The organism is Paraburkholderia sp. (assembly GCF_047605525.1).
Taxonomy (GTDB): domain Bacteria; phylum Pseudomonadota; class Gammaproteobacteria; order Burkholderiales; family Burkholderiaceae; genus Paraburkholderia.
The window spans coordinates 196387-220612 of record NZ_JASGFN010000001.1 but is presented as its reverse complement, the minus strand read 5'-3'; the positions used below and the strand labels follow the sequence as shown (position 1 = coordinate 220612).

General features: G+C 59.9%; 19 protein-coding genes. 8 read left to right on the top strand and 11 right to left on the bottom strand.

The genetic code is table 11. The features are described from left to right. Window positions 1–88 precede the first annotated feature (88 nt). The 8 genes from QM685_RS01030 to dnaA form a co-directional block, all read right to left on the bottom strand. Complete coding sequence (locus tag QM685_RS01030; protein WP_415111987.1) at window positions 89–3202, bottom strand: type I restriction endonuclease subunit R; 3114 nt, start codon at window positions 3200–3202, stop codon at window positions 89–91. A gap of 64 nt (window positions 3203–3266) precedes the next feature. Next, the gene (locus QM685_RS01025; RefSeq protein ID WP_415111986.1) at window positions 3267–4199 is read right to left on the bottom strand and encodes a DUF5655 domain-containing protein; all 933 of its coding nucleotides are present in this window, start codon (window positions 4197–4199) and stop codon (window positions 3267–3269) included. Next, window positions 4196–5545: a restriction endonuclease subunit S gene (locus QM685_RS01020; RefSeq protein WP_415111985.1), complete on the bottom strand. Its 1350-nt coding sequence runs from the start codon at window positions 5543–5545 to the stop codon at window positions 4196–4198. Before QM685_RS01020 ends, QM685_RS01025 begins: the two co-directional genes overlap by 4 nt. Next, window positions 5542–7383 (bottom strand): type I restriction-modification system subunit M, encoded by a 1842-nt coding sequence (locus tag QM685_RS01015; protein WP_415111984.1) that lies wholly within the window; start codon window positions 7381–7383, stop codon window positions 5542–5544. Before QM685_RS01015 ends, QM685_RS01020 begins: the two co-directional genes overlap by 4 nt. Before the next feature lie 309 nt (window positions 7384–7692). Beyond that, window positions 7693–9255, bottom strand: coding sequence for an SIR2 family protein (locus QM685_RS01010; RefSeq protein WP_415111983.1), 1563 nt, complete (start codon window positions 9253–9255; stop codon window positions 7693–7695). A 295-nt stretch (window positions 9256–9550) separates the two neighbouring features. Further along, window positions 9551–12022: a DNA topoisomerase (ATP-hydrolyzing) subunit B gene (gyrB, locus tag QM685_RS01005; RefSeq protein ID WP_415111982.1), complete on the bottom strand. Its 2472-nt coding sequence runs from the start codon at window positions 12020–12022 to the stop codon at window positions 9551–9553. A 113-nt stretch (window positions 12023–12135) separates the two neighbouring features. Next, window positions 12136–13239, bottom strand: coding sequence for a DNA polymerase III subunit beta (gene dnaN, locus QM685_RS01000; RefSeq protein WP_129956695.1), 1104 nt, complete (start codon window positions 13237–13239; stop codon window positions 12136–12138). A 423-nt stretch (window positions 13240–13662) separates the two neighbouring features. Next, complete coding sequence (gene dnaA, locus QM685_RS00995) at window positions 13663–15258, bottom strand: chromosomal replication initiator protein DnaA (RefSeq protein ID WP_415111981.1); 1596 nt, start codon at window positions 15256–15258, stop codon at window positions 13663–13665. A gap of 384 nt (window positions 15259–15642) precedes the next feature. Between dnaA and rpmH the strand changes: the two genes are divergently transcribed. The 4 genes from rpmH to yidC all read left to right on the top strand — a co-directional run bounded on the left by rpmH (window position 15643) and on the right by yidC (window position 18308). Further along, window positions 15643–15777 carry a 50S ribosomal protein L34 gene (gene rpmH / locus QM685_RS00990; protein ID WP_004198824.1) on the top strand — a complete coding sequence of 45 codons (135 nt, stop codon included), beginning with the start codon at window positions 15643–15645 and terminating at the stop codon, window positions 15775–15777. A gap of 19 nt (window positions 15778–15796) precedes the next feature. Then, window positions 15797–16276 carry a ribonuclease P protein component gene (locus QM685_RS00985; RefSeq protein ID WP_415111980.1) on the top strand — a complete coding sequence of 160 codons (480 nt, stop codon included), beginning with the start codon at window positions 15797–15799 and terminating at the stop codon, window positions 16274–16276. A 112-nt stretch (window positions 16277–16388) separates the two neighbouring features. Further along, complete coding sequence (gene yidD / locus QM685_RS00980) at window positions 16389–16619, top strand: membrane protein insertion efficiency factor YidD (RefSeq protein ID WP_187632646.1); 231 nt, start codon at window positions 16389–16391, stop codon at window positions 16617–16619. A 30-nt stretch (window positions 16620–16649) separates the two neighbouring features. Then, complete coding sequence (gene yidC, locus QM685_RS00975; protein WP_415111979.1) at window positions 16650–18308, top strand: membrane protein insertase YidC; 1659 nt, start codon at window positions 16650–16652, stop codon at window positions 18306–18308. Window positions 18309–18446: 138 nt separating this feature from the next. Here yidC and QM685_RS00970 read toward each other — a convergent pair whose 3' ends face one another. Further along, complete coding sequence (locus QM685_RS00970; protein ID WP_415111978.1) at window positions 18447–18854, bottom strand: XRE family transcriptional regulator; 408 nt, start codon at window positions 18852–18854, stop codon at window positions 18447–18449. Between the two features lie 369 nt (window positions 18855–19223). Here QM685_RS00970 and mnmE point away from each other — a divergent pair, with 369 nt between their 5' ends. The 3 genes from mnmE to QM685_RS00955 all read left to right on the top strand — a co-directional run bounded on the left by mnmE (window position 19224) and on the right by QM685_RS00955 (window position 22389). Next, window positions 19224–20618: a tRNA uridine-5-carboxymethylaminomethyl(34) synthesis GTPase MnmE gene (gene mnmE, locus QM685_RS00965; protein ID WP_415111977.1), complete on the top strand. Its 1395-nt coding sequence runs from the start codon at window positions 19224–19226 to the stop codon at window positions 20616–20618. Between the two features lie 172 nt (window positions 20619–20790). Then, a complete protein-coding gene (locus tag QM685_RS00960; protein ID WP_415111976.1) occupies window positions 20791–21981 on the top strand; it encodes a tyrosine-type recombinase/integrase in 1191 nt (396 codons plus the stop codon). A gap of 246 nt (window positions 21982–22227) precedes the next feature. After that, window positions 22228–22389, top strand: a complete 162-nt coding sequence (locus QM685_RS00955) for a hypothetical protein (protein ID WP_415111975.1) — start codon at window positions 22228–22230, stop codon at window positions 22387–22389. Between the two features lie 137 nt (window positions 22390–22526). On the opposite strand, the gene QM685_RS00950 is transcribed toward QM685_RS00955, so the two are convergent. Beyond that, window positions 22527–22859 carry an ecotin precursor gene (locus QM685_RS00950; protein WP_415111974.1) on the bottom strand — a complete coding sequence of 111 codons (333 nt, stop codon included), beginning with the start codon at window positions 22857–22859 and terminating at the stop codon, window positions 22527–22529. A 269-nt stretch (window positions 22860–23128) separates the two neighbouring features. Here QM685_RS00950 and QM685_RS00945 point away from each other — a divergent pair, with 269 nt between their 5' ends. Further along, the gene (locus QM685_RS00945; protein WP_415111973.1) at window positions 23129–23566 is read left to right on the top strand and encodes an HIT family protein; all 438 of its coding nucleotides are present in this window, start codon (window positions 23129–23131) and stop codon (window positions 23564–23566) included. A 246-nt stretch (window positions 23567–23812) separates the two neighbouring features. Here the strand turns inward: QM685_RS00945 and QM685_RS00940 are convergent, their stop codons facing one another. Beyond that, on the bottom strand, window positions 23813–23992 hold the full coding sequence (locus QM685_RS00940) for a hypothetical protein (RefSeq protein ID WP_415112304.1): 180 nt from the start codon (window positions 23990–23992) through the stop codon (window positions 23813–23815). Between the last annotated feature and the right edge of the window lie 234 nt (window positions 23993–24226).

Here is a 24226-nt window from a genome sequence, read left to right as displayed (position 1 = left end):
TTTCGGAAGGGGCGTTGGCTCCAAATGGGTGTGAGTAGAACTAGTCCCGCAAACGCTCCAGTAACCCAATCGATATATCCGTTAAAGGCTATGCCTCCGGGCGCGAAGATGGACCAGAACGAGCTCGCAGCGCCTCATAGAGTTGCGCAGGCCCTAACAGTATGTCTTTCAGACCGTCGCGCACGCGCTCCGAGTCGAGCGCTTGCTTGCTCATCGTGGTATGTGCATCGAATGCGTCGATGATGGCGTGCATCAGCGCGTCCTTAAGGTCCGGGGAACTGGCGAACTGCTCTTTGCTGTTGCTCGCGGCCTGCTGGACCAACAATTCGTTTTCGAGCAGCTTACCCTTGAGCACGCCGTTCACGTATACAAGCTGGTCGTCGTTGGTCAGCTCTCCATCGAAAAGGCCGTTGACCTTCTGGATGATTTCGTCGAGCAGCGCCTTTTCTTTCTCCTGAACTGCACCACTGCCAACGGCATCCATCGGAGGCAACTTGGGTACTTCACCCTTACTCAGATTCAGATTCTGGCGACCCGTGTTTTTCAGGCTATGGTGCGTCAGTGTGACCTTTGACAGGTCTACGGAGTCGCGCTCGCGCCCGAACTCCAGCAGCGGGATGAGCCGCTTGTAGAACAGGAAGCGTTTTTCGATGTCCGTATTGCCGTAGTCAAAAATCTGCGAGAGGAACGCGTAGAGACGCACGAATGCGCCCATGTCATTTTTGAACAGCACCAGCGCGTCGAGCGTGTCTTTGGCTGCCTGTCCGGCCTTCCCGTCCTGCTGAGCCTCTGCTGCAACCTTGTCCAGTTGCGCCGCCTTGTACCGCTTGAGTAGCCGGTCGGCTACGGGTGCGATAGCGGCCTGCAGTTGAGCCTGCGTGCCTTTTGGGTCCAGCTCGACCTTCGCCACCCTGTCCACCTCAAAATCGTCGTAATATCCGCCGGAATCGAGCTTTGCGCGCAGGTCATAGACGTGATGCGGGTCGGTCGTGGCTTCGAGCTCTGCGGTCTCGTAATAGGTCTTGAATGCCTTGAGGATTTCATTCGCCTCGTTCACGAAGTCCAGGATGTAGGTGTCGTCCTTGCCTGGATGTGCGCGGTTCAGCCGGGACAGCGTTTGCACGGCCTGGATGCCGCCAAGCATCTTGTCGACGTACATGCCGCAGAGCAGCGGCTGGTCGAAGCCTGTCTGGAACTTGTTGGCGACAAGCAATAGGTGATACTCAGGTTCGGCGAAGGCATCGCGAATATCACGTCCTTTGAGCCCGGGGTTCAGCTCTTTGCTTGTTTCGGTCACTGGTACGGGGTAGCTCTCCGGGTCGTCGATTTCGCCAGAGAACGCCACGAGCACGCCGAGCGGATAACCCCGGGTCTCGATGTACGCGCGAATGGCCTTTTGCCACCGCACCGCCTCCTTGCGGCTGCCGACGACCACCATTGCCTTCGCCTTGCCGTCGAGCAGCGGCTGCACGTTCTCGCGGTAGTGTTCGACGACAATCTGCACTTTCTGCGTGATGTTGTACGGATGCAGCCGGACCCACTGCATGATGCCCTTCATCGCAGCGCTACGCTCGACCTCCTTCTCGTCATATTCCTCGCCGTCGTGCGCGAGCCTGAACGCGAGCTTGTAGGTCGTGTAGTTCTTCAGGACGTCGAGAATGAACCCTTCCTCGATAGCCTGTCGCATCGAATACACATGGAATGGTTGCGGCAATCCATCCGGACCTGACCGGCCGAACAGTTCAAGCGTTTTCTGCTTGGGCGTGGCCGTAAAGGCGACATAGGTCAGTCCCTTGCCGCCGGCGCGCGCTTCCATCTGGGCGGCCAGCAGGGCCTCGGTGTCGATTTCACCACCATCCTGGAAGGCGGCCCATTCTTCGGCCGACAGCAGTTGCTTGAGCTTCGCCGCCGCTTCACCGGTCTGCGAACTGTGGGCCTCATCGGCAATGACCGCAAACTGCTTGCCTTCGGTCGCCGCGAGTTCCTGCACGGCCTGCAGGGCAAAGGGGAACGTCTGGATGGTGCAAACAATAATTTTCTTGCCGCTCTTGAGCGCCTGGCTCAACTGCGCACTCTTGCTACCGTGCTCATTGGTAATGGTGGCTACGACCCCGGTCGTGCGTTCGAAATCAAAGATGGCCTCCTGCAGCTGGGCGTCGAGCACGGTGCGGTCCGACACCACCAGCACGCTGTCGAACATCTTCTTGTGTTCGGAGTCGTGCAGGTCCGCGAGGAAGTGCGCGGTCCAGGCAATTGAATTTGTCTTTCCTGAGCCAGCGGAATGCTGAATCAGATATCGCTGGCCAGGTCCCTGAGCGAGGACGTCTGCGACTATCTTTCGGGTCGCGTCGAGCTGGTGAAAACGCGGAAAAATGACAGTCTTGAGCTGCTGCTTTTCGTCCCGCTTGCCGATGAGATAGCGGTGCAGGATGTCGAGCCAGCTGTCACGCGCCCAGACATCCTCCCAAAGATAAGCCGTCGCGAAACCGTCCGGATTCGGCGCGTTGCCGGCCGCGCCGTGATTGCCTCTGTTGAGCGGGAGGAACCTGCTGGACGGGCCTGCGAGCCGCGTACACATCCTGACCTCTGTCTGGCTTACTGCGAAGTGCACCAGCGCACCGCCTGGGAAGCCAAGGAGCGGCTCAAGCTGCCCCCCCTTCGGCTGGGGGTTCCGGTCGAAGCGGTACTGGTCGACGGCATCCTCAACGTTCTGCGTGAAGTCGGACTTTAGCTCGGCGGTTGCAACCGGTATGCCGTTGACGAACAACACGAGGTCCACTGCGTCCTGAGGGTGATTCGGCGAATGGCGAACCTGGCGCACGACGCGCAGCCGGTTGGCTGCGTACCGCTGCAGGATGGCAGGATTGATGGCCAGCGCAGGCTTGAACTGCACGAGCGAGAGCGTCTCCTTGAGCCCCAGCATTTCGACGCCCCGGCGAAGCACATCCAGAGTGCCGCGTTCGTTGAGGCTCTTACGCACCCGTTCGGCAAGGCGCTCGGAGAGCGCTGGACCATGCGTCTTCGTCAGCCGCTGCCAAGCGTCAGGCTGGGTTGTCTCCACCCATGCGAGCAGGTCGGGCAAAAAGAGCGCGCTGACGCGGTCGTAATTGGCGGCGTCGCCTTCAGCATGAAGCCATCCATTAGCAGCAAGGGATTGGCAGATTGCGGCTTCGAAATGATGTTCCTGGTGCAGGTTGCTCATGGATGCCCCCTATGCGTTCGATTTTTGCTTTTTTTGAGGTAGTCAGCACAGGCCGGTAGGCTGGTTAGCCCTCGGCATAACTTCGTTCAAGCAGCGGCCTGGCGCGCTCCAGGTCGGCCTGCCCGCGCAATGTCAGTTCGAGGTCGCCGGTGCCCCAATGTCCGACCTGGCTGACGTCACGGCTGAACCCTTCCTTCAGCTCGACGGAGGCAGGGTCCAGCTTGAGCGTCACGAGGAGCCTGTTCGGATAGACGATGACGCACGCGAAGTTCTTCAGACGCCGGAAGGCCGTGTAGAGCTTCAGGCGCTTCTCCTGCACGTCGTCACCCAATGCTGCCAGGGCGCTGGTGAGTTGTGCGTACAGGTCACGCATCTCGGCGGACGCGATGGCAAGCTGTTCGTCCACTGACTTGTCCTTGCCCGCCGCCTTCGGCTTTTCAGGCTCAGCGGATAGGTCGACTTGTGCGGGCTTGACCGCCGTGGCATCGGGAACGCTTTGCGAATTGACCAGTTCGAGCAAGAGCAGGTCATCGCCGAACAGCTTGTAGCGAATCAGCTCGATGTTACGCGGAATTTGCTGTACCGCGTGCTGGTCATAGCGGGTGAAATCGGCAGCGATGCACAGTAGACGCGTGCCGGCCCACTCGATTTCATCCGCCACGTCCTTGCCGAGCTTTTCCATGACCAGCCAGCGGAACTCCGCCTGATGGTCCAGCAGCCAGTCCAGATAGAACAGTCCCTGGTTGATGACGTTCTCGTTGCTGTGACGCTTGTACTCGATGATGACCGGGCAGCCGTTTTCGTCGAGGCCCAGCGAGTCGATTCGGCCTTTGTGCGTCTTGCCGGTTACGTACTCGCTGGCCAGAAATCGAACGCCTAGAAAGGTTGGCATGTTCGCTTCGACGAGGCCCTGTAGCTGCTTTTCGAGTTTGGCTGCCTGGCTCGGCAGCTCGTTTGCGGAACCGTTCGACAGGCGAAACAACTGGAGGTCGCTCATGCGGCAAGCTCCTGCGACACTGCATTGCGGACGTCGATTTTTCCTGTTACGGCAGCAGCAATAAGGGCGCTCCGGCGCTCCTTGAGCAGGTCGATGCTTCGTTCGGCTTCGATTCTGAGCAAATCGAGCTTGCTAGTCTCAACGTTGATGTGCCGAACGATTTCCCGTTGTTCATCCAGAGGCGGGAGACAAAGCCGGACCTGCCCAACCTTACTACCTTTGATACCTAGTGCCGTCGAACCAGTAGCTAGCTGTTCCAAATTAAACTGGCAAGCACTACCCATAATCCACATCTTCAAATAGCTGCTGTCCAGGCGTTCGGGAACAGTTCTGAATTTAATGATGCGTTGAGCAAGAGCGATATCTTCCCGGTCGACGATTGCAACCTGTCCGAGCGGCGCTTCGGTAGTGAATAGGACATCACCCCGTAGAGGCAGTCCCCGCCTCATCACTTCGTCGTACTCTGCCCTATCAATGTATTCCTGCGATAAATCGTAATCTATTACGCCATTTCGAATGTTCTTGGCTGTAACTAAAAAGACTCCATCGTCCACCTTTGTCGGTGTCCGTCCACGGTAGTCGACGACTGATTCGAAGTATTTGGTAAGACCGACGACCTCCCAGTGTGCCGGAACTTTCCCAAGCCATGCAATTCCGGAATCCTTCATCAGCGCATCGTGATAGAGGCCACGGGTGACGGCTTGCGAGACGGTCGCTTGGCGCTTTTCTGCCAGCAGAGTGAGGAGTTTTTCCTGTTCTGCAATCAGCACATCGGTTTTTTCGGTCTCACGGTCAAGAAAAGCGATGATAGCCCTTTGCTCGTCTACCGGTGGGAGCGACATTGCCAATTTTGCAATGTCCGGCATATAGAGCGTCTGGTGAGTCGAACCCATCATCAGACGTTGAAATTCAGCGCGCATACCGCGAAGTACGTACAGCAGGAACTCCGGAACACATTGCGGATAGCAAATCCAATTCACGAAGTCCTGCGTTGTCGCCATTTCTCGGCCCATAATTGCCGAATAGCCGACGGATGCAGTGCGCGAAAGGATGACCGTTCCTGCAGGTAGTAGACGAGCCGACGAGTTTGCCAGCCCCAGCTCACTCACTAGCTCCTTGGTTTCGTGAACATATTTCACATTGTCAGCCCGAATCTGATGCACATCTGCCAGGGTGAACCAAGGAACTGTGCAGTTCTCCCAGTACTCCGGATGCTGACGGCTTGGAGTATGTCCTGATTCTTTCTTAGCAAAGGAATGAATCTTGCCAACAAGCCAATGGTCGGGCACTTCGCCTAGCCACTGCGCGCCGCTGTACTTATATTTTGGGTACCTCTGCATGCTCATTCCGATAGCTCCTCGAGCATCTTCATGATGTTGGCCGAAACCGCCTTCAGCTCCTCGTCAATTGTATGTAGGTCGCGTGGCGGCTCGAACACATAGAAGTGCCGGTTGAACGGAATCTCGTAGCCGACCTTGTTCTTCTCTTCGTCAATCCAAGCGTCCGGTGCGTGTGGCAGCACTTCACTCGCGAAATACGCTCCAATGTCTTCGGATAGTGGCACATTCTCGAAATCGCGCATCGCGCTATCCGGCTGTGGCTTGCCTTTCTGCTTGCCCTTAACGCCTAGCACGACATTGCCCTGCTCATCGCGCAGTGGCCGCTCGACCGTAATGGTCGTGTAGCCGAAATCTTGGTTCCGGAAAGTCCGTGAAATCGGCACAGACTTTACGATGCCACCGGCTGGGACTTCAGGCCCATTACTGCCCGCCGGCACCACCCAGCGGCCAGCCTCTGCACCTTCAGCATCGAACACGGTTGCCAGTTCTGCTTCGACAAAGTCCCCGAATAGCCGGGTAACTGCCGCAATATGCTCGTCCGACATCTCCCGGCGTTTGCTGCCCAGACTCTTGCGCATCTTCTGCCAGAAGCTTGACCCGTCGATGAGCTGGACGAACCCCTTGCGCGCCACGGGCTTCCTGTTCGACAGAATCCACACGTACGTGGAGATACCCGTGTTGTAGAACATGTCTGTCGGCAGCCCGACAATCGCCTCGACCAGGTCGTTCTCCAGCACGTAGCGTCGAATTTCGCTCTCGCCGCTACCGGCACCGCCCGTGAACAACGGGGAGCCGTTCAGCACGATGCCGAATCGACTCCCTCCGTCCTGCGCCGGACGCATCTTGCTGATGAGGTGCAGCAGGAACAGCATCGAACCATCGGACACGCGCGGCAGGCCGGGGCCGAAGCGCCCATCGAAGCCCTTTTGCTCATGCTCGGTCCGCACTGCCTTTTCTACTTTCTTCCATTCGACGCCAAACGGCGGATTGGAAAGCATGTAGTCGAACTTGCGCCCGGTATGGCCGTCGTCGGCCAGTGTATTGCCCGCAACAATGTTCGCGACATCCTGGCCCTTTATGAGCATGTCCGCCTTACAGATGGCGTACGACTCGTCATTCAGCTCTTGGCCGAACATGGTCAGCCGCGCAGCCGGGTTGTGCTCACGGAGGTACTCGTCGGAAACCGAGAGCATACCGCCCGTACCGGCCGTCGGGTCGTAAATGGTTCGCACGACGGCGTTACCTGCCGTGAGTACGTCGCTGTCCTCGATAAACAGCAGGTTCACCATTAAACGGATGACCTCGCGCGGGGTGAAGTGCTCCCCAGCGGTTTCGTTCGAAATTTCGGCAAACTTTCGGATGAGCTCCTCGAACACGAGGCCCATCTGGGTGTTGTCGACCACATCCGGGTGCAGGTCAATGTTCGCGAATTTCTCGGTCACCAGATAGAGAAGGTTGGCCTTTGCGAGCCGTTCGACCTGTGTGTAGAAGTCGAACCGCTCAAAAATATCGCGCGCTGCTGGCGAGAAGGCCTGGATGTACGCGTACAGGTTCTGGCGAATATTGTCCTGGTCGCCCAGCAACTTGACCAGGTCGAGCGGAGAGGTGTTGTAGAACCGCGCGCTGCCGGCGACGCGCAGCAGGAACGGCTCCGGATTGAGCCCCATCTTTGTTTTTGCTTCGAATTCGGCGAGCACAGCCGGCTTCGTGGATTCGAGCACGCAATCCAAGCGCCGTAGCACGGTGAAGGGCAGAATAACGCGCCCATATTCGGATTGTTTGTAATCCCCGCGCAACAGGTCCGCCACGGACCAGATAAATGAAGATAGTGCTTGATGGTTCATTATATTTTGACCTTGCCTGTGAGCCGGTTACGGGAGTGGCCGAGGACGGTGGACGTCGGCGCTGGGGTGGGGTCGGCTACGGTGAACGTAGCGCCGATTTTACCTCTCGCAGTCGCCCCATTGATTTCAGAGCGGGAGAAAGAGACTGCGCAGCGAGCCGGTCGGTCATAGACACAATGTGCTCTTCACTACGGTCAAGTTGCTCGACTTGGGCGGGCCAAACGCATAAGAATGCGCATGGACGATTTCGCGTGCAGGCTTGCTTGCGTATCGCGTCAAGTGATAACGTCAATGCGAACAACAGGTACGCTACTCCCATCCATAGTTTGCGCGGTCGTATAGACAAGCAAGCTTTCTGAACGCCGTTGAATAATTCGAGTTCGTGAACCGGTCGATGTGCGCCGCGAGAAACTGACGGATAATCTCGTAATCGTCGCGAGCCCACTCGGTGAATGGTAGATATTGGGCGACAATCTCAGGTGTGCACCGCTGAATCATTTCCTTGACAGTCAGGTCACGGTAGTTGCGCATGAATCCTTTCGCCAAGGCCTTCGGTTTGAACGCTGCTGGCGTCAACTGCAAATATTTGTCGACATCGAAGCCCGATGCGGGATAGTCGGCGCTCGAGTTGACGCCCGCTGCTCGAAGCAGGTGGAACACTGGGAGATAGGTAAGTCCCTTTGATAGTCGCGGCATCGCCTCCTGAAGTACGCGCCGCGCATCGTACCCCTTGTTCCTAAAAATGAGGTCTTCGAAAAGGTCCAGTGGAGTAATGGCTCGGTACCCGACGTCGCCAAGGCGGCGTCGCTCCTCTTCTTCACGCTCTGCGGCAACACCGACGCCGACAACAAACTCTATGTCTTGACGACCGTTCACTTGGTCAACGTCAACGACGACGAGTTTGCCATGTGGCTCCGTCGTCTTCACGAGCTCGTAAAGTTGCTCTTTGCAATATCGTAGCACCCGCGCTGGAATCTTTCGCTTCGTCGATTCGATGGCTTCGTAGATTCCGACGAATGAGTTCGCCTTAATTAGCGTGATAGGAATCTGGACTTTCTCAAGTGCAATAACCGTTTGCGAAATGGAGCCGTCCTCTCCCTCATGTGCCCGCTGAACAAAAATCAAATTGTTGTTGAGTTGCTGCAGCTTGTCCTGTCCGATACAGGCGCAGATTGCTTTCAGCAGTGAAATGATGTTCGGGTCATTCAGCGAGTAGCCCATAAAAATGACAGGGTGCTCGACAAAAATCGTGATTAGTTTTGCGGCAAGATAGGCATTGCGTTCGTTGAAGTCCCTGTAATCCTCGCTGGTTAGCACCAGACTCCTTGGGGTGTTCACGCAACCGTGAATCTTGTAGATTTCGCCGATGGATTGCGGGTTCGAAAAAAGAAGCTCATCTTGACCCACATATACACGGTAATCAGGGAATAGCGACTGAAGGAATGTGTCCCAGTTGGTGGTGATGATGCCATCTACGTTCAGTCGGCTCAGAGCCGCAATTTCATCGGCATACTTGCTCTGGCTCAGGTCGGCAATGCCAACTCCTCTGAGGTAATCGCAAATCTCCACACGAAGGGGTCCAGTCCGCTCGTAGATGTTCTTCGAGTGCTTTTCGCGGCTGGCTGAGTAGTCCTCGTGAGTCCACCAAACCTCATGAAACTCCTCGGCCATGACCGCTGCTACCGTGGGCAGGTCTCCGTTTGCTGAGGAGAGGTAATATTCGTACGGCTTAATGTGTTGGCAAAAGCGTCGAAGCAGACCCGCCCAGTCATCGAGCCCGAGGTATCTGCGTGATAGACCCGAGCCGGCAAAAAGAAAGGGGCCAGAATTATGAGCTTGCAGCTGCTTTGCAAGAACTTCAGAGATGGTCATGGGGCGTTGGCGTAAACAGGGACGGAGGCAGGTAGATTTTAGCCCGCCGCCGCTCGGCGCAGAGCACTCGCCGTCAATCAAACCGGTTCACCGCAGTGCTTCCGGACGTGTTGGATGACAGGGTCTCGGTTGCTCGATGTGTGCGCTCACTTACATAGAACAATCCGCGAACAAAGAGCATTGTTGCGCGTTGGCGAATTGCCAATAAATCCAAGCTACCAATAGAAACGGGCCCATAAGTTTCTCAACTTACGAGCCCGTTTTTCTCAGGTTATGCGTCTACCTACACCACTCATCAAACATCAATATTCCCCGCCCTCAAAGCATTCGACTCAATAAACGCCCGCCGCGGCTCCACATCATCCCCCATGAGCGTAGTGAAAATCCCATCCGCGGCAATAGCATCCTCAATCTGCACACGCAGCAACCGCCGCACTTCAGGATCCATAGTGGTCTCCCAAAGCTGCTCAGGATTCATCTCCCCGAGCCCCTTATAGCGTTGCTTGGAAACATTCCGCTCAGCATCCGCAAGCAGCCACTTCATCGCACTCTTGAAGTCGCTCACAGCCATACTCCGCTCACCACGCTTGATCACCGCCCCCGTCCCAATCAACCCCTTGAACGTATTAGCGGTATTCACAAGCTGCTGATAATCCGCGGTCAACTGAAACTCTTCATCGAGCACGGAGATCTTCTGATTCCCGTGATGCGTACGCGCGACGCGCAGCGAGCGCAGCTCACGTACCGGGTCATACATCGTCGTAACGGTAACCTCGGGCTTGAGAGCATCATCCCTCAGCTTTGCCTCGAGCGCGCGAGCCGAAGCCTCGGCCGCCTGCTCGCTGGACAGATCGATACTGACGCCATCCATCACCGCCTCGAGCGCACCCGCGTCATACAACCGGCTCAAACGATCGACCACTGCCTGCGCCAGCAGATAAGCGCGAGCCAGCTCACCCAGCGCATCCCCGGTAATCGGCGTCGCCCCTTCGGACGACACCAACTCCGACCCTTGCAGCGCGAGCTTCAGGATATGAGCATTCACCTCCGACTCATCCTTCAGATACCGCTCGTCCTTACCCGCCTTGATCTTGTACAACGGCGGCTGTGCGATATAGATGTAGCCACGCTCGATCATCTCCGGCATCTGCCGATAGAAGAACGTCAACAGCAGCGTCCGGATGTGCGCGCCGTCCACGTCAGCATCGGTCATGATGATGATGCGGTGATAACGCAGCTTGTCGAGGTTGTAGTCGTCCTTGCCGATGCCGCAGCCAAGCGCGGTAATCAGCGTGACGATCTGCTCCGACGAAAGCAGCTTGTCATAGCGCGCCTTCTCGACGTTCAGCACCTTGCCGCGCAGCGGCAGGATCGCCTGGAATTTGCGGTCACGACCCTGCTTCGCCGACCCACCCGCCGAGTCACCCTCGACGATATAAATCTCCGACTTCGCCGGGTCCTTCTCCTGGCAGTCCGCGAGCTTGCCCGGCAGGCCGACGCCATCGAGCACGCCCTTGCGCCGCGTCATCTCGCGCGCCTTGCGGGCCGCGTCGCGCGCACGCGCCGCATCGACGATCTTGCCGCAGATGATCTTCGCGTCGTTCGGCGTTTCGAGCAGGAATTCCTCGAGCGCCTTCGCGACCACTTCTTCCACCGGCGCGCGCACTTCCGACGACACGAGCTTGTCTTTCGTCTGCGAGCTGAACTTCGGCTCCGGCACCTTCACGGACAGCACGCACGACAGTCCTTCGCGCATGTCGTCGCCAGACGTCTCGACCTTCGCCTTTTTCGCGACTTCATGATCGGCGATGTACTTGTTCAGCACGCGCGTCATCGCCGCGCGCAAGCCCGTGAGGTGCGTGCCGCCGTCGCGCTGCGGAATGTTGTTGGTGAAGCACAGCACGTTTTCGTTGTAGCTGTCGTTCCACTGCATCGCGACTTCCACGCCGACGCCATCCTTCTCACCGACGATGTGGAAGATGGTCGGGTGGAGCACGCTCTTGTTCTTGTTGATGTACTCGACGAAGCCTTTCACGCCGCCGACGAATGCAAAATCTTCTTCCTTGCCCGAGCGCTGATCCAGCAAGCGAATCCGCACGCCGTTATTGAGGAACGACAGTTCGCGAATGCGCTTCGCGAGAATGTCGTAGTGGTATTCGACATTGCCGAAGATCGTCTCGTCGGCCATGAAGTGCACTTCGGTGCCGCGGTTTTCGGTGTCGCCGATCACCTGCATCGGCGACGTGGTCACGCCGTCGATTTCCTCGAGCATGCGGTTCTGCAGCACGCCGCGGTGGAACTCCATGAAGTGCTTTTTGCCGTCGCGGCGCACGGTGAGGCGCAGCCATGCCGAAAGAGCGTTCACGCACGATACGCCCACGCCGTGCAGGCCACCCGACACCTTGTAGCTGTTCTGGTCGAACTTGCCGCCGGCGTGCAGCTCGGTCATCACGATTTCGGCGGCGCTGCGCTTCGGATCGTGCTTGTCGTCCATCTTCAGGCCGGTCGGCACGCCGCGGCCGTTGTCGGTGATCGAGACCGAGTTGTCGGCGTGGATGATCACCTGGATGTCGTTGCAATGCCCGGCGAGCGCTTCGTCGATCGAGTTGTCGAGCACTTCGAACACGAGGTGGTGCAAACCGGTGCCATCCGATGTATCCCCGATGTACATCCCAGGCCGCTTGCGCACGGCTTCCAGACCTTCGAGGATCTGAATGGACGAGGCGCCGTAGCTGTTATCGGGCTGCGTATTGTTCATTTCAGTCATGGATTTTTTCCGGTTCTGCGTTACTGCAAGGTTGCTGCTCTGGACTTTTCAAAACGCCATAAAAACGCCAAAGGGGCGCTGCGCCCCTTGGTGTGTTATTGGTGTTGGACGTATCAGATGCGCATCGGCATCACTACGTATTTGAATTCGTCGTTCTCGGGAATCGTGATCAACGCGCTGGAGCTGGCGTCACCCAGGCTCACTTGCAGCATGTCCACCTTCAGGTTCGCGAGCACGTCGAGCAGATACGTGACGTTGAACCCGATATCGACGCTATCGCCGTCGTATGCGATTTCCAGTTCTTCCTGCGCCTCTTCCTGATCGGCGTTGGTCGACATGATCTTCAACTGGCCCGGCTCGACGATGCAGCGCACGCCCTTGAATTTGTCCGACGTCAGGATCGCCGCGCGCTGCAGCGAGCGCTGCAGTTCTTCGCGGCCAATCTGGAACTTGTTCTTGTGCGACTTCGGGATCACGCGCTGGAAGTCGGGGAACTTGCCTTCCACGAGCTTCGACACGAGTTCGACCTGGCCGAACGTGAACTTCACCTGCGTTTGCGCGATGTCGATCTTCAGCGTGTCGTCGATATCTTCGAGCAGGCGCTGCAGTTCGAGAATCGTCTTGCGCGGAATGATCACTTCCTGGCGCGCGAACGACCCTTCGATCTTCATCGACGAGAACGCGAGGCGGTGGCCGTCGGTCGCGACCGCCATCAACTGGTCGCCGTCCACCACCAGCAGCATGCCGTTCAGGTAGTAGCGGATGTCCTGCTGGGCCATCGAGAAATGGACCATGCCGAGCAGTTGACGGAATGTTTTCTGCGGAACCACGAGGCTCGCGCCGTAGTCTTTAGCCTGAGCGACGGTCGGGAACTCGTCCGCGGCGAGCGTTTGCAGCGCAAAGCGGCTTTTGCCGGACTGCACCGTCAGACGCTTGTCGTTCAGCGTCAGCGTGACCTGGCCGTCGGGCATCGCACGCAGGATGTCGAGGAGCTTGCGCGCCGCCACCGTGGTCGCAACCGAATCGCCGCCCACGCCGAAATCGGCGCGCGTGGTGATCTGCAACTCGAGGTCGGTCGACAGGAACGACACGTCCGGACCGTTCTTGGTGATCAGCAAATTGGCGAGGATCGGCAACGTATGGCGGCGTTCGACGATGCCGCTCACGGTTTGCAGCGGCCTGAGGAGGTTATCGCGTTCGGTCTTGACCAGTTGCATAAGGTTCCTTCGTTGATATAACGGCCTGCACGCCTTACGGGACAAGCATTTCCAGCGTGCAGCCGCGGCTCCCCGCCGGCGCCACGGGAGCGCCCGACACGGCGTGAAATCCGCCCGCGGCCGCCGGGCGGTTAAACCTGTATTGTGCCTGAAAACGGGACCGCCTCACTAAAATGGGGGCGAGTTCGGGAATAAACAGGTCGATTTTCCGGTGCGTTCTCCGGTTTGCTCGCAATTTGCTCCATCGATCCACCGGGCGGTCCGCTCGGCGACGGGTTTTCCGGGCCGATTTCCGGCCGTTTTCTGTCCCCCGCTTTCTGTCCCTTCTCCTTGCCGCGTTTTCCCGCCCGTTTTCATCCGCTTCTACCGTTCACCGCTTCCGCGGCTCATCCGGCAGTTCTCAGCCGTTCCGTGCCGGCGCATTCAGCCTTTCAACGTCTGCTCCAGCACGTGCAACTCGTGGTTCAACTGCGCGTCCTTGCCTCGCTCGTCGGCGATTTTGCGCACCGCGTGCAGCACCGTCGTGTGGTCGCGGCCGCCGAACAGCTCGCCGATTTCCGGCAGGCTCTTCTGCGTCAGTTCCTTGGCCAGATACATCGCGATCTGCCGCGGCCGCGCGATATTTGCCGGGCGCTTCTTCGAATACATGTCCGCGACCTTGATGCTGTAGAAATCGGCGACGGTCTTCTGGATGTTTTCCACCGAAATCTGCCGGTTCTGCACCGTCAGCAGGTCTTTCAACGCTTCTTTCGTTAGTTCGATCGTGATTTCGCGGCCGTGGAACTTCGAATACGCGAGGATCTTGCGCAGCGCGCCTTCCAGTTCGCGTACGTTCGAGCGCAAATGCTTCGCGACGAAAAACGCGACGTCCTCGTTCAGGCTCACGAATTCCGATTGCGCCTTGCGCATCAGAATCGCGACGCGCATTTCCAGCTCGGGGGGCTCGATCGCGACGGTCAGGCCGGAGTCGAAGCGCGAGATCAGGCGGTCGTCGATGCCCGAAATCTCTTTCGGGTAGGTATCGCTGGTGATAATGACCTGCGCCTTGTTCGCGACCAGCGCCTCGAATGCGTAGAAGAATTCCTCCTGCGTCCGCGACTTGCCGGAAAAGAACTGGATATCGTCGATCAGCAGCAGATCGAGCGAATGGTAGTAGCGCTTGAAGTCGTCGAACGCCTTGCGCTGGTACGCCTTCACCACGTCCGACACATACTGTTCCGCGTGGATGTAGCGGATCCGCGCACCGGACTTGTCCATCAGCAACTGGTTGCCGATCGCGTGGATCAGGTGGGTCTTGCCCAGCCCCACGCCGCCATACAGGAACAGCGGGTTATACGAGATACCGGGGTTGTCCGCGACCTGGATCGCCGCCGCGCGCGCGAGCTGGTTGGCCTTACCGGTCACGAAGTTATCGAATGTCAGCACCGGGTTCAGCTTCGAGCGCTCGTACATCGAGTCGTTGTCGCCATTGCCGGCCGCGCCCGCGCCCTGGCCCGGGCGCCACGTACGGCGCGCGGCGGCGGCTTCGTTTGCGTCGAGGCTCGGCAGATCGAGGTCGGCGGCGTCTTCGGCCGCGTTGCGGGAGTTTGCGTTTTGCATGGCGGCCAATCCCGCCGCGGCGGGATTGGCGCGCACCATCTGCGCGGCCTGCACGGCGCTCACGGCTGCGTCCACGGCGGTCACGCCGCCCGCATGGGCGCCTTGCGGCGCCGACGAAGCCGGGCGCGCGGGTGCCGCAGCCGGCGCCGCGGCGGCCGGGCCGCGCATGCCGGCCTTTGGATCCAGCACGAATTGCACGTCGACCGGGGTATGCCAGAAATCGCGCGCCATATCCGCGATGCGGCCGGAGAACTGGCTCTTGACCCAGTCAAGTTTGAAGCGATTCGGCGCGGCGATGGAAAGCGTGTTCGCATCGGCGTCGAAGGCGACCGGGGCCAACGGTTTGATCCACGTCACGTACTGCTGGGGCGTAAGCTCACGCTCCAGCAATGCGGAACAGTGTTGCCAGAATTCGTTCATCGAGTTGCTGTCGTTATGGTGTGCACGGCGGTCGCCGCTGCCCCTGTCGCGCGCGCGCAACAAGGCCCTGAGCAGCCAGGCGTAACGGCTCCAGGCGCTTGTGCCACAAGGGTTTGCGGGAACAAACGTGCCGGAGCGACGTGCAACATTTTTGGGAAGTAAGGCGAGATTCTAACGCCAAAACGGACCCGCAAGGGAGTTATCCACAGGGACGGATCACCTGGCCGAATGGGTATGGACAGCGTCTGAAAGCCGCTAAACTATTGACGGCCAACGGAAAACCGGTTTAAATAGCGGGTTCCGCGAAAACCAATTTCAGCAAACCACCGGCCATTGCGCTTTCAGCGATGATCGCGCGGTTTTTTTCGATCAAGTGAGAGCAACATGAAACGTACTTACCAACCTTCCGTTACCCGTCGCAAGCGCACCCATGGCTTTCGCGTTCGCATGAAGACCGCTGGCGGCCGCAAGGTCATCAACGCACGTCGCGCGAAGGGCCGCAAGCGCCTCGCTATCTAAGGCGAGCGGATTGCGCGCTGTGACCGAAGCCCGCGGCGAAGCGGGAGCGGCCGGGGCGCAGCAACCGGGTCCGGTTCCGTTGCCAGCGCAAGCCGCCTTCCCCAAAGCCGCAAGGCTGCTAAAAACGGATGAATTTTCATCCGTTTTTCGTTTGCGGCCGTGGCGCCGTACCGCGCACTTCGTCGTGTACGGGCGGCCCACCGGCAACGAGGCGCGTCTCGGCCTCGTGATCGGCAAGAAGTATGCGCCGCGCGCGGCCACACGGAATCTGGTGCGTCGAATCGCGCGTGAAGCCTTCCGGCTGCGTCGCGCGGAATTCGGCGGTTGGGATGTGCTGCTGCGTCTGCATACGCGCTTCGACAGGAAAGCTCTGCCGAGCGCGTCGTCACCGCCGTTACGAGCGCTGTGCCGCAGCGAAATCGAAGCGTTGCTCGACAAGGCGGCGCGCGAAATTACCCGTCGTCAGGCGCCGCCTGCGGAGGCGCCCAAGACGGAATGACGCAGTGACCGCCCGCACCACGGCCAGCGCAATCGAGATTGCGCTGGCAGCTTCAGGGCGCGGGCGTCGCCCGGTACTCCACGTTGCGCGGCGCCGTCCGGCCGCACCTGCCATGCAAACGGTACTCATCGCTTTATTGCGTTTTTACAAGCTTGCCGTCAGCCCCATGCTCGGCAACCGGTGCCGTTTTTACCCTTCCTGCTCTGATTACGCGCGCGAGGCAATCCAGTATCATGGCGCCGCGCGCGGGACTTATCTCGCCGTGAGGCGTGTTTGCCGCTGCCACCCGTTTTCCGCGGGCGGCATCGATCTCGTCCCGCCACCCACCTCTGAAAAGCGCTGACGCGCCGTTCCATCGACACTGAGACAACGCATGGATATCAAACGCACCGTCCTATGGGTCATCTTTTTCATGTCGGCTGTCATGCTGTTCGACAACTGGCAACGCGACCACGGACGCCCGTCGATGTTCTTCCCGAGCGCCACGCCGACCAGGACGGTCGCCAGCGCCGCTCCGGGAACCACGACGCCTGAAACCCAGCCGGCCGACCTGCCGGCTACCAACGCAGCCGCGCCCGGCAATGCGCCGGCGGCCGCGCAATCGCAACTCGTGAAGTTCAGCACCGACGTCTATAGCGGCGAAATCGACACCCGCGGCGGCACGCTGTCGCGCCTGTCGCTCGTCAAGCAGGGCGACGGCAAGCAGCCGGATCTGGTCATCACGCTGTTCGACAAGACCAACAATCACACCTACCTCGCCCGCACGGGTCTGCTCGGTGGCGATTTCCCGAACCACAACGACGTCTTCACGCTGATGCCGAATCAGCCGACCCAACTGGCTGACGGTCAGAACTCGTTCCAGATGAGTTTCGAGTCGCCGGAAAAAGGCGGCCTGAAAGTCATCAAGACATATACGTTCACGCGCGGCAGCTATGTGATCGGCGTCGAGACGAAGATCCAGAACGTCGGCGCCACGCCGCTCACGCCGCAGATCTACATGGAACTCGTGCGTGACGACCAGCCGGTCGAAACGCCGCGTTTCTCGCACACCTTCATCGGCCCGGCTGTCTACACGAACGAGCATCACTTCCAGAAGATGACGTTCAGCGATCTGGACAAGAACAAGCAGGACTTCGCGGCGTCGGCCGATAACGGCTGGGTCGCCATGGTCCAGCATTACTTCGCGTCGGCCTGGATTCCGCAGCAGGGCGTAAAGCGTGATTTCTACGCCGAGAAGATCGATCCGTCGCTGTATCGCGTCGGTATGAAGCAGCCGCTGCCGACCATCGCCCCCGGTCAGACCGTCACCGTGTCGGCGCGCCTCTTCGCCGGTCCGGAAGAAGAGAAGATGCTCGAAGGCATCGCGCCGGGCCTCGAACTGGTGAAGGACTACGGCTATGTCACGATCATCGCGAAGCCGCTGTTCTGGCTGCTGTCGAAGATCCACAGCTATGTCGGCAACTGGGGCTGGTCGATCGTGCTGCTCACGCTGCTGATCAAGGCGGTGTTCTTCCCGCTGTCGGCCGCGAGCTACAAATCGATGGCGCGCATGAAGGCCATCACGCCGCGCATGCAGGCGCTGCGCGAGCGTTTCAAGGGCGATCCGCAGAAGATGAACGCGGCGCTGATGGAGCTGTACAAGACCGAGAAGGTCAATCCGTTCGGCGGCTGTCTGCCGGTCGTGATCCAGATTCCGGTGTTCATCTCGCTGTACTGGGTGCTGCTGTCGTCGGTGGAAATGCGCGGCGCGCCGTGGATTCTGTGGATTCACGATCTGTCGCAGCAGGACCCGTACTTCATCCTGCCGGTTCTGATGGCCGTGTCGATGTTCCTGCAGACCAAGCTGAATCCGACGCCGCCGGACCCGGTTCAGGCCAAGATGATGATGTTCATGCCGATCGCGTTCTCGGTGATGTTCTTCTTCTTCCCGGCGGGTCTGGTGCTGTACTACGTCGTGAACAACGTGCTGTCGATCGCGCAGCAGTACTACATCACGCGCATGATGGGCAAGTCGAAGGTGAAGCCGGCCTGATGCCATGCCCCGCGGCGGCCCGCAAGGCCGCCGCGACGCAAGCTGAAAATGAAAAGCCGCCCGGTGCGAACCGGGCGGCTTTTTTCATGTGCGGCTGAAGAATGAGATGCGGAAGAAACGCGGCTCGCGGCCACGCGCTCATTCTTCGTCGGTATCTTCGCCATAGAAACGCACGATCATCTCCTCGACCAGATTGCGGTCTTTCGGCGTCAGCGATGCGATTTTCGACGCGAGTTCGATCGTCTCAGGCGTGGGCGGATACTTTTCGCCGCGCGCCAGCGGTCTTGCATTCGTGCCGGGCGGCGGTCCGTAATGGAGCCAGTGCTCCTTGACGTTCAACCATTCGGCAAGCGTGCGCAATTTGTCCGGTTTCGGAATCGTCGTGCCTGTGAGCCATTTGTGCGCGGTTTGCGGCGTAACGGGACGCTCGCCGTGATAGCGAAGATTGAATTGCTCGGCAAGCTTGGTCCCGCCGCGAATTTTCAGCGGCTCGAGCAGGTCTTTGAGCCGTTTTGCGAAGGCGGCTTTTTCTTTGTCGGTTGGCATGGGCCAGATTGTGCAATTCGGGGCCCAACCAGTTGACAATCAGACAAGATCAGATTTTTCTTATTTGAGATAAATTTAGCTTGCACGGCAAGCCAGGCAGTGGATCCGGAGAAATCGATTTTTTCTCATCTTTCTATTGCCTGGCTTGCCTTCGCACGTGACTCAATTCTTAATCTGTCTTAATAACTCCTAGAGAATGTAGTAGTAATCGTAGCCTATATAAGATAAATCTTAATTATGGGGACAATGCCGTAGCCGACCGCGCCGCCGCGCCACCGCCGTCGGCCATTCGAGGCGCCCGCGTTACAATGCCTCGCGCCGCTGCGACCCGCGTCGCACCGCCCTCTTCAGCGTTTTTGCCGAACTTCCATGCTCACGACCGATTCCGATCCCATCGTCGCCATTGCCACCGCTCCAGGCCGGGGGGGCATTGGCGTCGTGCGGATTTCGTTCGGCCGCGCGGGCGAGGCCGCGGCTCAGCCGTTGATGCAGGCGCTTACCGGCCAGACGCTCGCGCCGCGCCATGCGAGCTACGTGCCATTCCTCGATGCAAGCGGCAACCCGCTCGATCGCGGCATCGCGCTGTACTTCCCCGCGCCCCATTCCTACACCGGCGAGCACGTGCTCGAACTGCAAGGCCACGGCGGCCCGGTCGTACTGCAACTCGTGCTGCAACGCTGCATCGACGCGGGCCGCGCGTTCGGCCTGCGGCTGGCCGAGCCCGGCGAATTCACGCGCCGCGCGTTTCTGAACGACAAGCTCGATCTCGCGCAGGCCGAAGCCGTCGCGGACCTGATCGAGGCGAGCACCGAGGCCGCCGCGCGCTCGGCCGGCCGCTCGCTCGACGGCGCGTTCTCGCGCGACATCCATGCGCTCGTCGAAGACGTGATTACGCTGCGGATGCTCGTCGAGGCGACGCTCGACTTTCCGGAAGAGGAAATCGACTTCCTCGAAGCCGCCGACGCGCGCGGCAAGCTCGCCCGCATTCGCGAGCGTCTGGCACACGTGCTGAGCGAAGCGCGCCAGGGTGCATTGCTGCGCGAGGGTTTGTCGGTCGTGCTCGCGGGGCAGCCGAACGTCGGCAAATCGTCGCTGCTGAACGCGCTGGCCGGCGCGGAGCTCGCGATCGTCACGCCGATCGCCGGCACGACGCGCGACAAGGTCGCGCAGACGATCCAGATCGAAGGCATTCCGCTGCACGTGATCGATACGGCCGGCCTGCGCGAGACCGAGGACGAAGTCGAGAAGATCGGCATCGAGCGCACATGGGGCGAGATCGAGCGCGCGGACGTGGTGCTGCATCTGCTCGACGCGCGCACCGGCATGACGGCCGACGACGCAACGATCGCCGGGCGTTTTCCGCGCGGCGTGCCGGTCGTGCGTGTGCTGAACAAGACGGACCTGACCGGTCTCGCGCCGGCGACGCAAGCACTCGACGCCGATCTCGAACTCAGCGAGGTGCGTCTGTCGGCGAAAAAAGGGGACGGCGTTGCGCTGCTGCGCGACGAATTGCTGCGGATCGCCGGCTGGCAGGCGGGCGCCGAGAGCGTCTACCTCGCGCGCGAGCGGCATCTGATCGCGCTGCGCGCGGCCGACGAACATCTCGCGACGGCCGCCGCGCATGCGGAGCAGAACGCGCAGGCACTCGATCTGTTCGCCGAGGAACTGCGGCTCGCGCAGGATCAGTTGAACTCGATTACCGGCGAATTCAGCTCGGACGACCTGCTCGGAGTGATTTTCAGCAGATTCTGCATTGGCAAATAACACCACGTGCGGACTCCTTTCAATTGGCTACCTGACAAGGGAAGCAGCCGAAATTCCCAAACCTCCCACAAGACCTCAAACTCACCCCGTAGACCCAAAACCACACGAATCTTTGGTACACAACCGGCATAAGGTTTAAAATCGCCGCAATCCGTATATCGACGATCCCGCCATGCCCCGCCTCGCCACGCCCCTCACCGAATCCCAGATCCGCGCGCTCGAACCGCGCGCGACCCGCTACTGCGTCGCCGACGGCACTGGTCTTGTGATCGAGGTCATGACGACCGGCAGCAAGATCTGGCGCTTCCGCTACACGCTGAACGGCAAGCGCCAGCCGCTCGCGACAATCGGCGATTACCGGATGATTTCGCTGCGCGTCGCGCGCGCCAAGGCGCAGAAGTACGCGGCGCTGGTCGCGCAGGGCATCTCGCCGGCCGCCACCGCGCGGCGCGACCGCGGCGCCGAAAGCAAGGCCGACGTGCTGCGCGAAGCCGCCGAGCTTTATCTCGCCACGGCGATGGCGGGCAAATCGGACGAATATCGCCGCACCACGCGGCGCGCGCTCGAGAAGGACGTGCTGCCCGCGATCGGCGGCAAACCGATCGGCGCCGTGAGTGCCGACGACATCGTCGCGATCTGCGAGCGAATCAAAAGCCGCGGCTCGCCGAAGATGGCGCTGCACACGCGCAACGTGGTCAAGCGTCTGTACGCGTACCTGATCGCCCGGCAACTCGCGGCGAGCAATCCGGCGGAGATCGTACCGGCGCGCTCGATCGCGACCTTCGACAGCCGCACCCGCGTGCTGTCCGGCACGGAGATCGGCATGATGCTGCGCACGATCGACACATCGGACATTCGTCGGCCGCTGAAGCTCGCGCTGCATCTGCTCGTGCTGACGATGGTGCGCAAGTCCGATCTCGTCGAGTCGACATGGGCCGAGTTCGATCTGGATAACGCGCTGTGGACGCTCCCCGCCGCGCGCCTGAACGCGCGCGAAGACCGCGTCGTCCATCTGCCGCGTCAGGCGGTTGCCATGCTGCGCGAACTGCATCGCATGCGCGCCGGCGAGAATTTCGTGTTCCCAGGCGTCAGAGGTGGCGATCGGCCGATCGCCAGAAGCACGCTGAACCAGGCGGTCAAGGCGTTGGGGCTGGACGTGGAGCATTTCGTGCTGCATGACTTTCGTCACACCGCGTCGACGCATCTGCGCGACATGGAGCAGCAATCAGCCGCGCAGAGCGACGTATTGCAGGGTAACGCGATGGATGAAGCGGCGCGGCAGCGTCGTCTGCTTCAGAGCTGGGCGGACTTTGTCGATAACCAGATAGAGGCCGCGCGGCAAACGGCGAGCGGGATGGTCTGACGGCATTGCCATAGGTTTTGGCGTCGTCCGACGATTCGCGCGATGCCGTGAAATCTTTGGTACACAGGCCAGGAGCGGCCCTCACCAACCCACGATAAACAAAGAAAAAGTGGCGACAACATCGGGTTTCCAATGGGGGCTCCAGCTCACCGTTGCCGCTTCAGGCAAGCGCTTCATATCGTTGTTCTTTCCCCGCTTCCATCGCCTAAACTGGGAGATGGACGCAAGCCGATACGGAGGTTCCCGATGTCTGAATCGCTGCTCGCCTATCTGATGGGGCCCGCCGTCATGGTGGTGGTCGGCTTTGCCATCTGGATGACGTCCCGTCACCGCGATCCGTCACAGCCGCCCAGGTTCGAGCGCTGGCTCGATACGCATTACGCGGAGTGGCTGCATCACAAACACTAAGCGGTGCATCAAACTGAAAAGGCCGTCGCCCGAGGCGACGGCCTTTTAGTCTGCGCGCTGATCGTCCGCACTCCCGTCAGCATTCCTTTGGTTCGCACCAGCCGTGGAACACAGCGACTGCGTGTGTGTTCGCGCCGTTACCACGCCGGCTGAGGTTGAGGCGGCGCATACCCATACTGTCCGGGCGGCGGCGCACCGCATGCGACATACGCGCGCTGGTACTGGTCATAGCAATATCCGGGCGGCACGCCCGCGTAGGCCGGGGCCGGCTGATACACAGGCTGCTGCGCATAGACCGGCTGCTGATAAGCCACCACCGGCGCCGGGTTCAACACTGACGTCACGACCGCGCCGAGCACCGCGCCGCCGATCAACGCACCTACCACGTCACCACCATGTCCATGCGCGGACGCTTGTCCCGCCACGCTCAGACTACCCGCCATCACCAACGCCACCACGATCTTTTTCATATTGAGCTCCCGCCGTTCAAGGCATGGAAGGATTGTGAGGCGCACGCATGGAAATAGATGCTGCAAGTGGTAACGGGGCATTAACTGTGTAACAGCCGCTACAGACGGCGCGCATGCAACGCCCTGCTCCGGTCCCCCTTGCGTGTTGCGCGCACGTTATAAGAGATCGGGGGGAGAATACGAAAAACCACGCGGCAAGACAGTTTGGACAGCACCGCCCCCATATCGACCTGTAAACCGACCCCCGTCTGACGAGGAAAGGAAACGTGATGAACTACAACGACAGCAACCCGTTCGCGAAGATTCTGCGCGGCGAATTGCCGTGCATCAAAGTGGCCGAAAGCAACGCTGCTCTGGCCTTCATGGACTTGATGCCGCAAGCCGACGGTCATCTGCTCGTCGTGCCGAAGGAGGCGGTGGCGGAAATTTTCGACCTGCCGGATGCATCACTCATCGCGTCGATGCGCATGGTGCAGAAACTCGCGATCGCCGTGCGCGCGGCATTGCGGCCTGACGGCGTGTTCATCGGACAATTCAACGGCGCGGCGGCCGGGCAAACCGTGCCGCACGTCCATTTCCACGTGATTCCGCGCTGGGAAGGTCAACCGCTGAAGATGCACGCGCGCGAGCCGGCCGATACGGACACGCTCGAAGCGCTCGCCAAACGGATTCGCGCGCACTGGCGGCCCGAATGGATCGCCGATTGATATCGTGCTGCCCTCACCCGTCGCGCATGGTCATCGGCCGTAACATCTGTAAAAGCCATTGAAACCATCGCCGGGCGCGGGCTCGCTAGACTGCGAACTGCCTTGTTCTTCAAGGCATTGAGTGTGGATCTCTTTTTCAGCCTGCCCGTCGCGGCAGGCTTTTTTCTTTGGCGATCCGGCACGAGTATACCGCCGGGCTGCGCGGCCTTTTCGACGACCTGAAAACTCAAAAAGCAGGCTCGAGGATTAAGGACGATCGCGCGAACGGCGCAGCGGGTGGCGCCAGTCGTGCCGCCGGGGTCGCGCATGCAACGGCCGGCCTTCGTGCAGGTGACGATGTTCCTGCCACAATTCGTCGGAGAAAAGAAACGCGACGATCAGCAGCGGAACGACCAGAAAGATCCCGAGTATCACGTTCTCGTTCACGATAGCCTCCAGTTGCAGGAGATTGATTTCATTGTAGAGCACCGCCTGTTCCCGCAGCGTGCCGCGCGGCTCAGAAACACGCGATACGGGTGGCCCTACGGCGCGGCATCGCCCTGCACTCGCCTGCCCGCGCGGCTTTGCGCGTTGCGCCTTTTTTTTCTGCCTTTTTTGCAATGACGCGTTGCATGTGCTTCACGCAGTAAAACTCGCTATGCCGCGCGCTGACCAGGCTCG

Bases quoted from the DNA above. Each gene is read 5' to 3' on its own strand.
- QM685_RS01030 (WP_415111987.1), bottom strand. From the start codon at position 3,202: ATGAGCAACCTGCACCAGGAACATCATTTCGAAGCCGCAATCTGCCAA.
- QM685_RS01025 (WP_415111986.1), bottom strand. From the start codon at position 4,199: ATGAGCGACCTCCAGTTGTTTCGCCTGTCGAACGGTTCCGCAAACGAG.
- QM685_RS01020 (WP_415111985.1), bottom strand. From the start codon at position 5,545: ATGAGCATGCAGAGGTACCCAAAATATAAGTACAGCGGCGCGCAGTGG.
- QM685_RS01015 (WP_415111984.1), bottom strand. From the start codon at position 7,383: ATGAACCATCAAGCACTATCTTCATTTATCTGGTCCGTGGCGGACCTG.
- QM685_RS01010 (WP_415111983.1), bottom strand. From the start codon at position 9,255: ATGACCATCTCTGAAGTTCTTGCAAAGCAGCTGCAAGCTCATAATTCT.
- gyrB (WP_415111982.1), bottom strand. From the start codon at position 12,022: ATGACTGAAATGAACAATACGCAGCCCGATAACAGCTACGGCGCCTCG.
- dnaN (WP_129956695.1), bottom strand. From the start codon at position 13,239: ATGCAACTGGTCAAGACCGAACGCGATAACCTCCTCAGGCCGCTGCAA.
- dnaA (WP_415111981.1), bottom strand. From the start codon at position 15,258: ATGAACGAATTCTGGCAACACTGTTCCGCATTGCTGGAGCGTGAGCTT.
- rpmH (WP_004198824.1), top strand. From the start codon at position 15,643: ATGAAACGTACTTACCAACCTTCCGTTACCCGTCGCAAGCGCACCCAT.
- yidD (WP_187632646.1), top strand. From the start codon at position 16,389: ATGCAAACGGTACTCATCGCTTTATTGCGTTTTTACAAGCTTGCCGTC.
- yidC (WP_415111979.1), top strand. From the start codon at position 16,650: ATGGATATCAAACGCACCGTCCTATGGGTCATCTTTTTCATGTCGGCT.
- QM685_RS00970 (WP_415111978.1), bottom strand. From the start codon at position 18,854: ATGCCAACCGACAAAGAAAAAGCCGCCTTCGCAAAACGGCTCAAAGAC.
- mnmE (WP_415111977.1), top strand. From the start codon at position 19,224: ATGCTCACGACCGATTCCGATCCCATCGTCGCCATTGCCACCGCTCCA.
- QM685_RS00960 (WP_415111976.1), top strand. From the start codon at position 20,791: ATGCCCCGCCTCGCCACGCCCCTCACCGAATCCCAGATCCGCGCGCTC.
- QM685_RS00955 (WP_415111975.1), top strand. From the start codon at position 22,228: ATGTCTGAATCGCTGCTCGCCTATCTGATGGGGCCCGCCGTCATGGTG.
- QM685_RS00950 (WP_415111974.1), bottom strand. From the start codon at position 22,859: ATGAAAAAGATCGTGGTGGCGTTGGTGATGGCGGGTAGTCTGAGCGTG.
- QM685_RS00945 (WP_415111973.1), top strand. From the start codon at position 23,129: ATGAACTACAACGACAGCAACCCGTTCGCGAAGATTCTGCGCGGCGAA.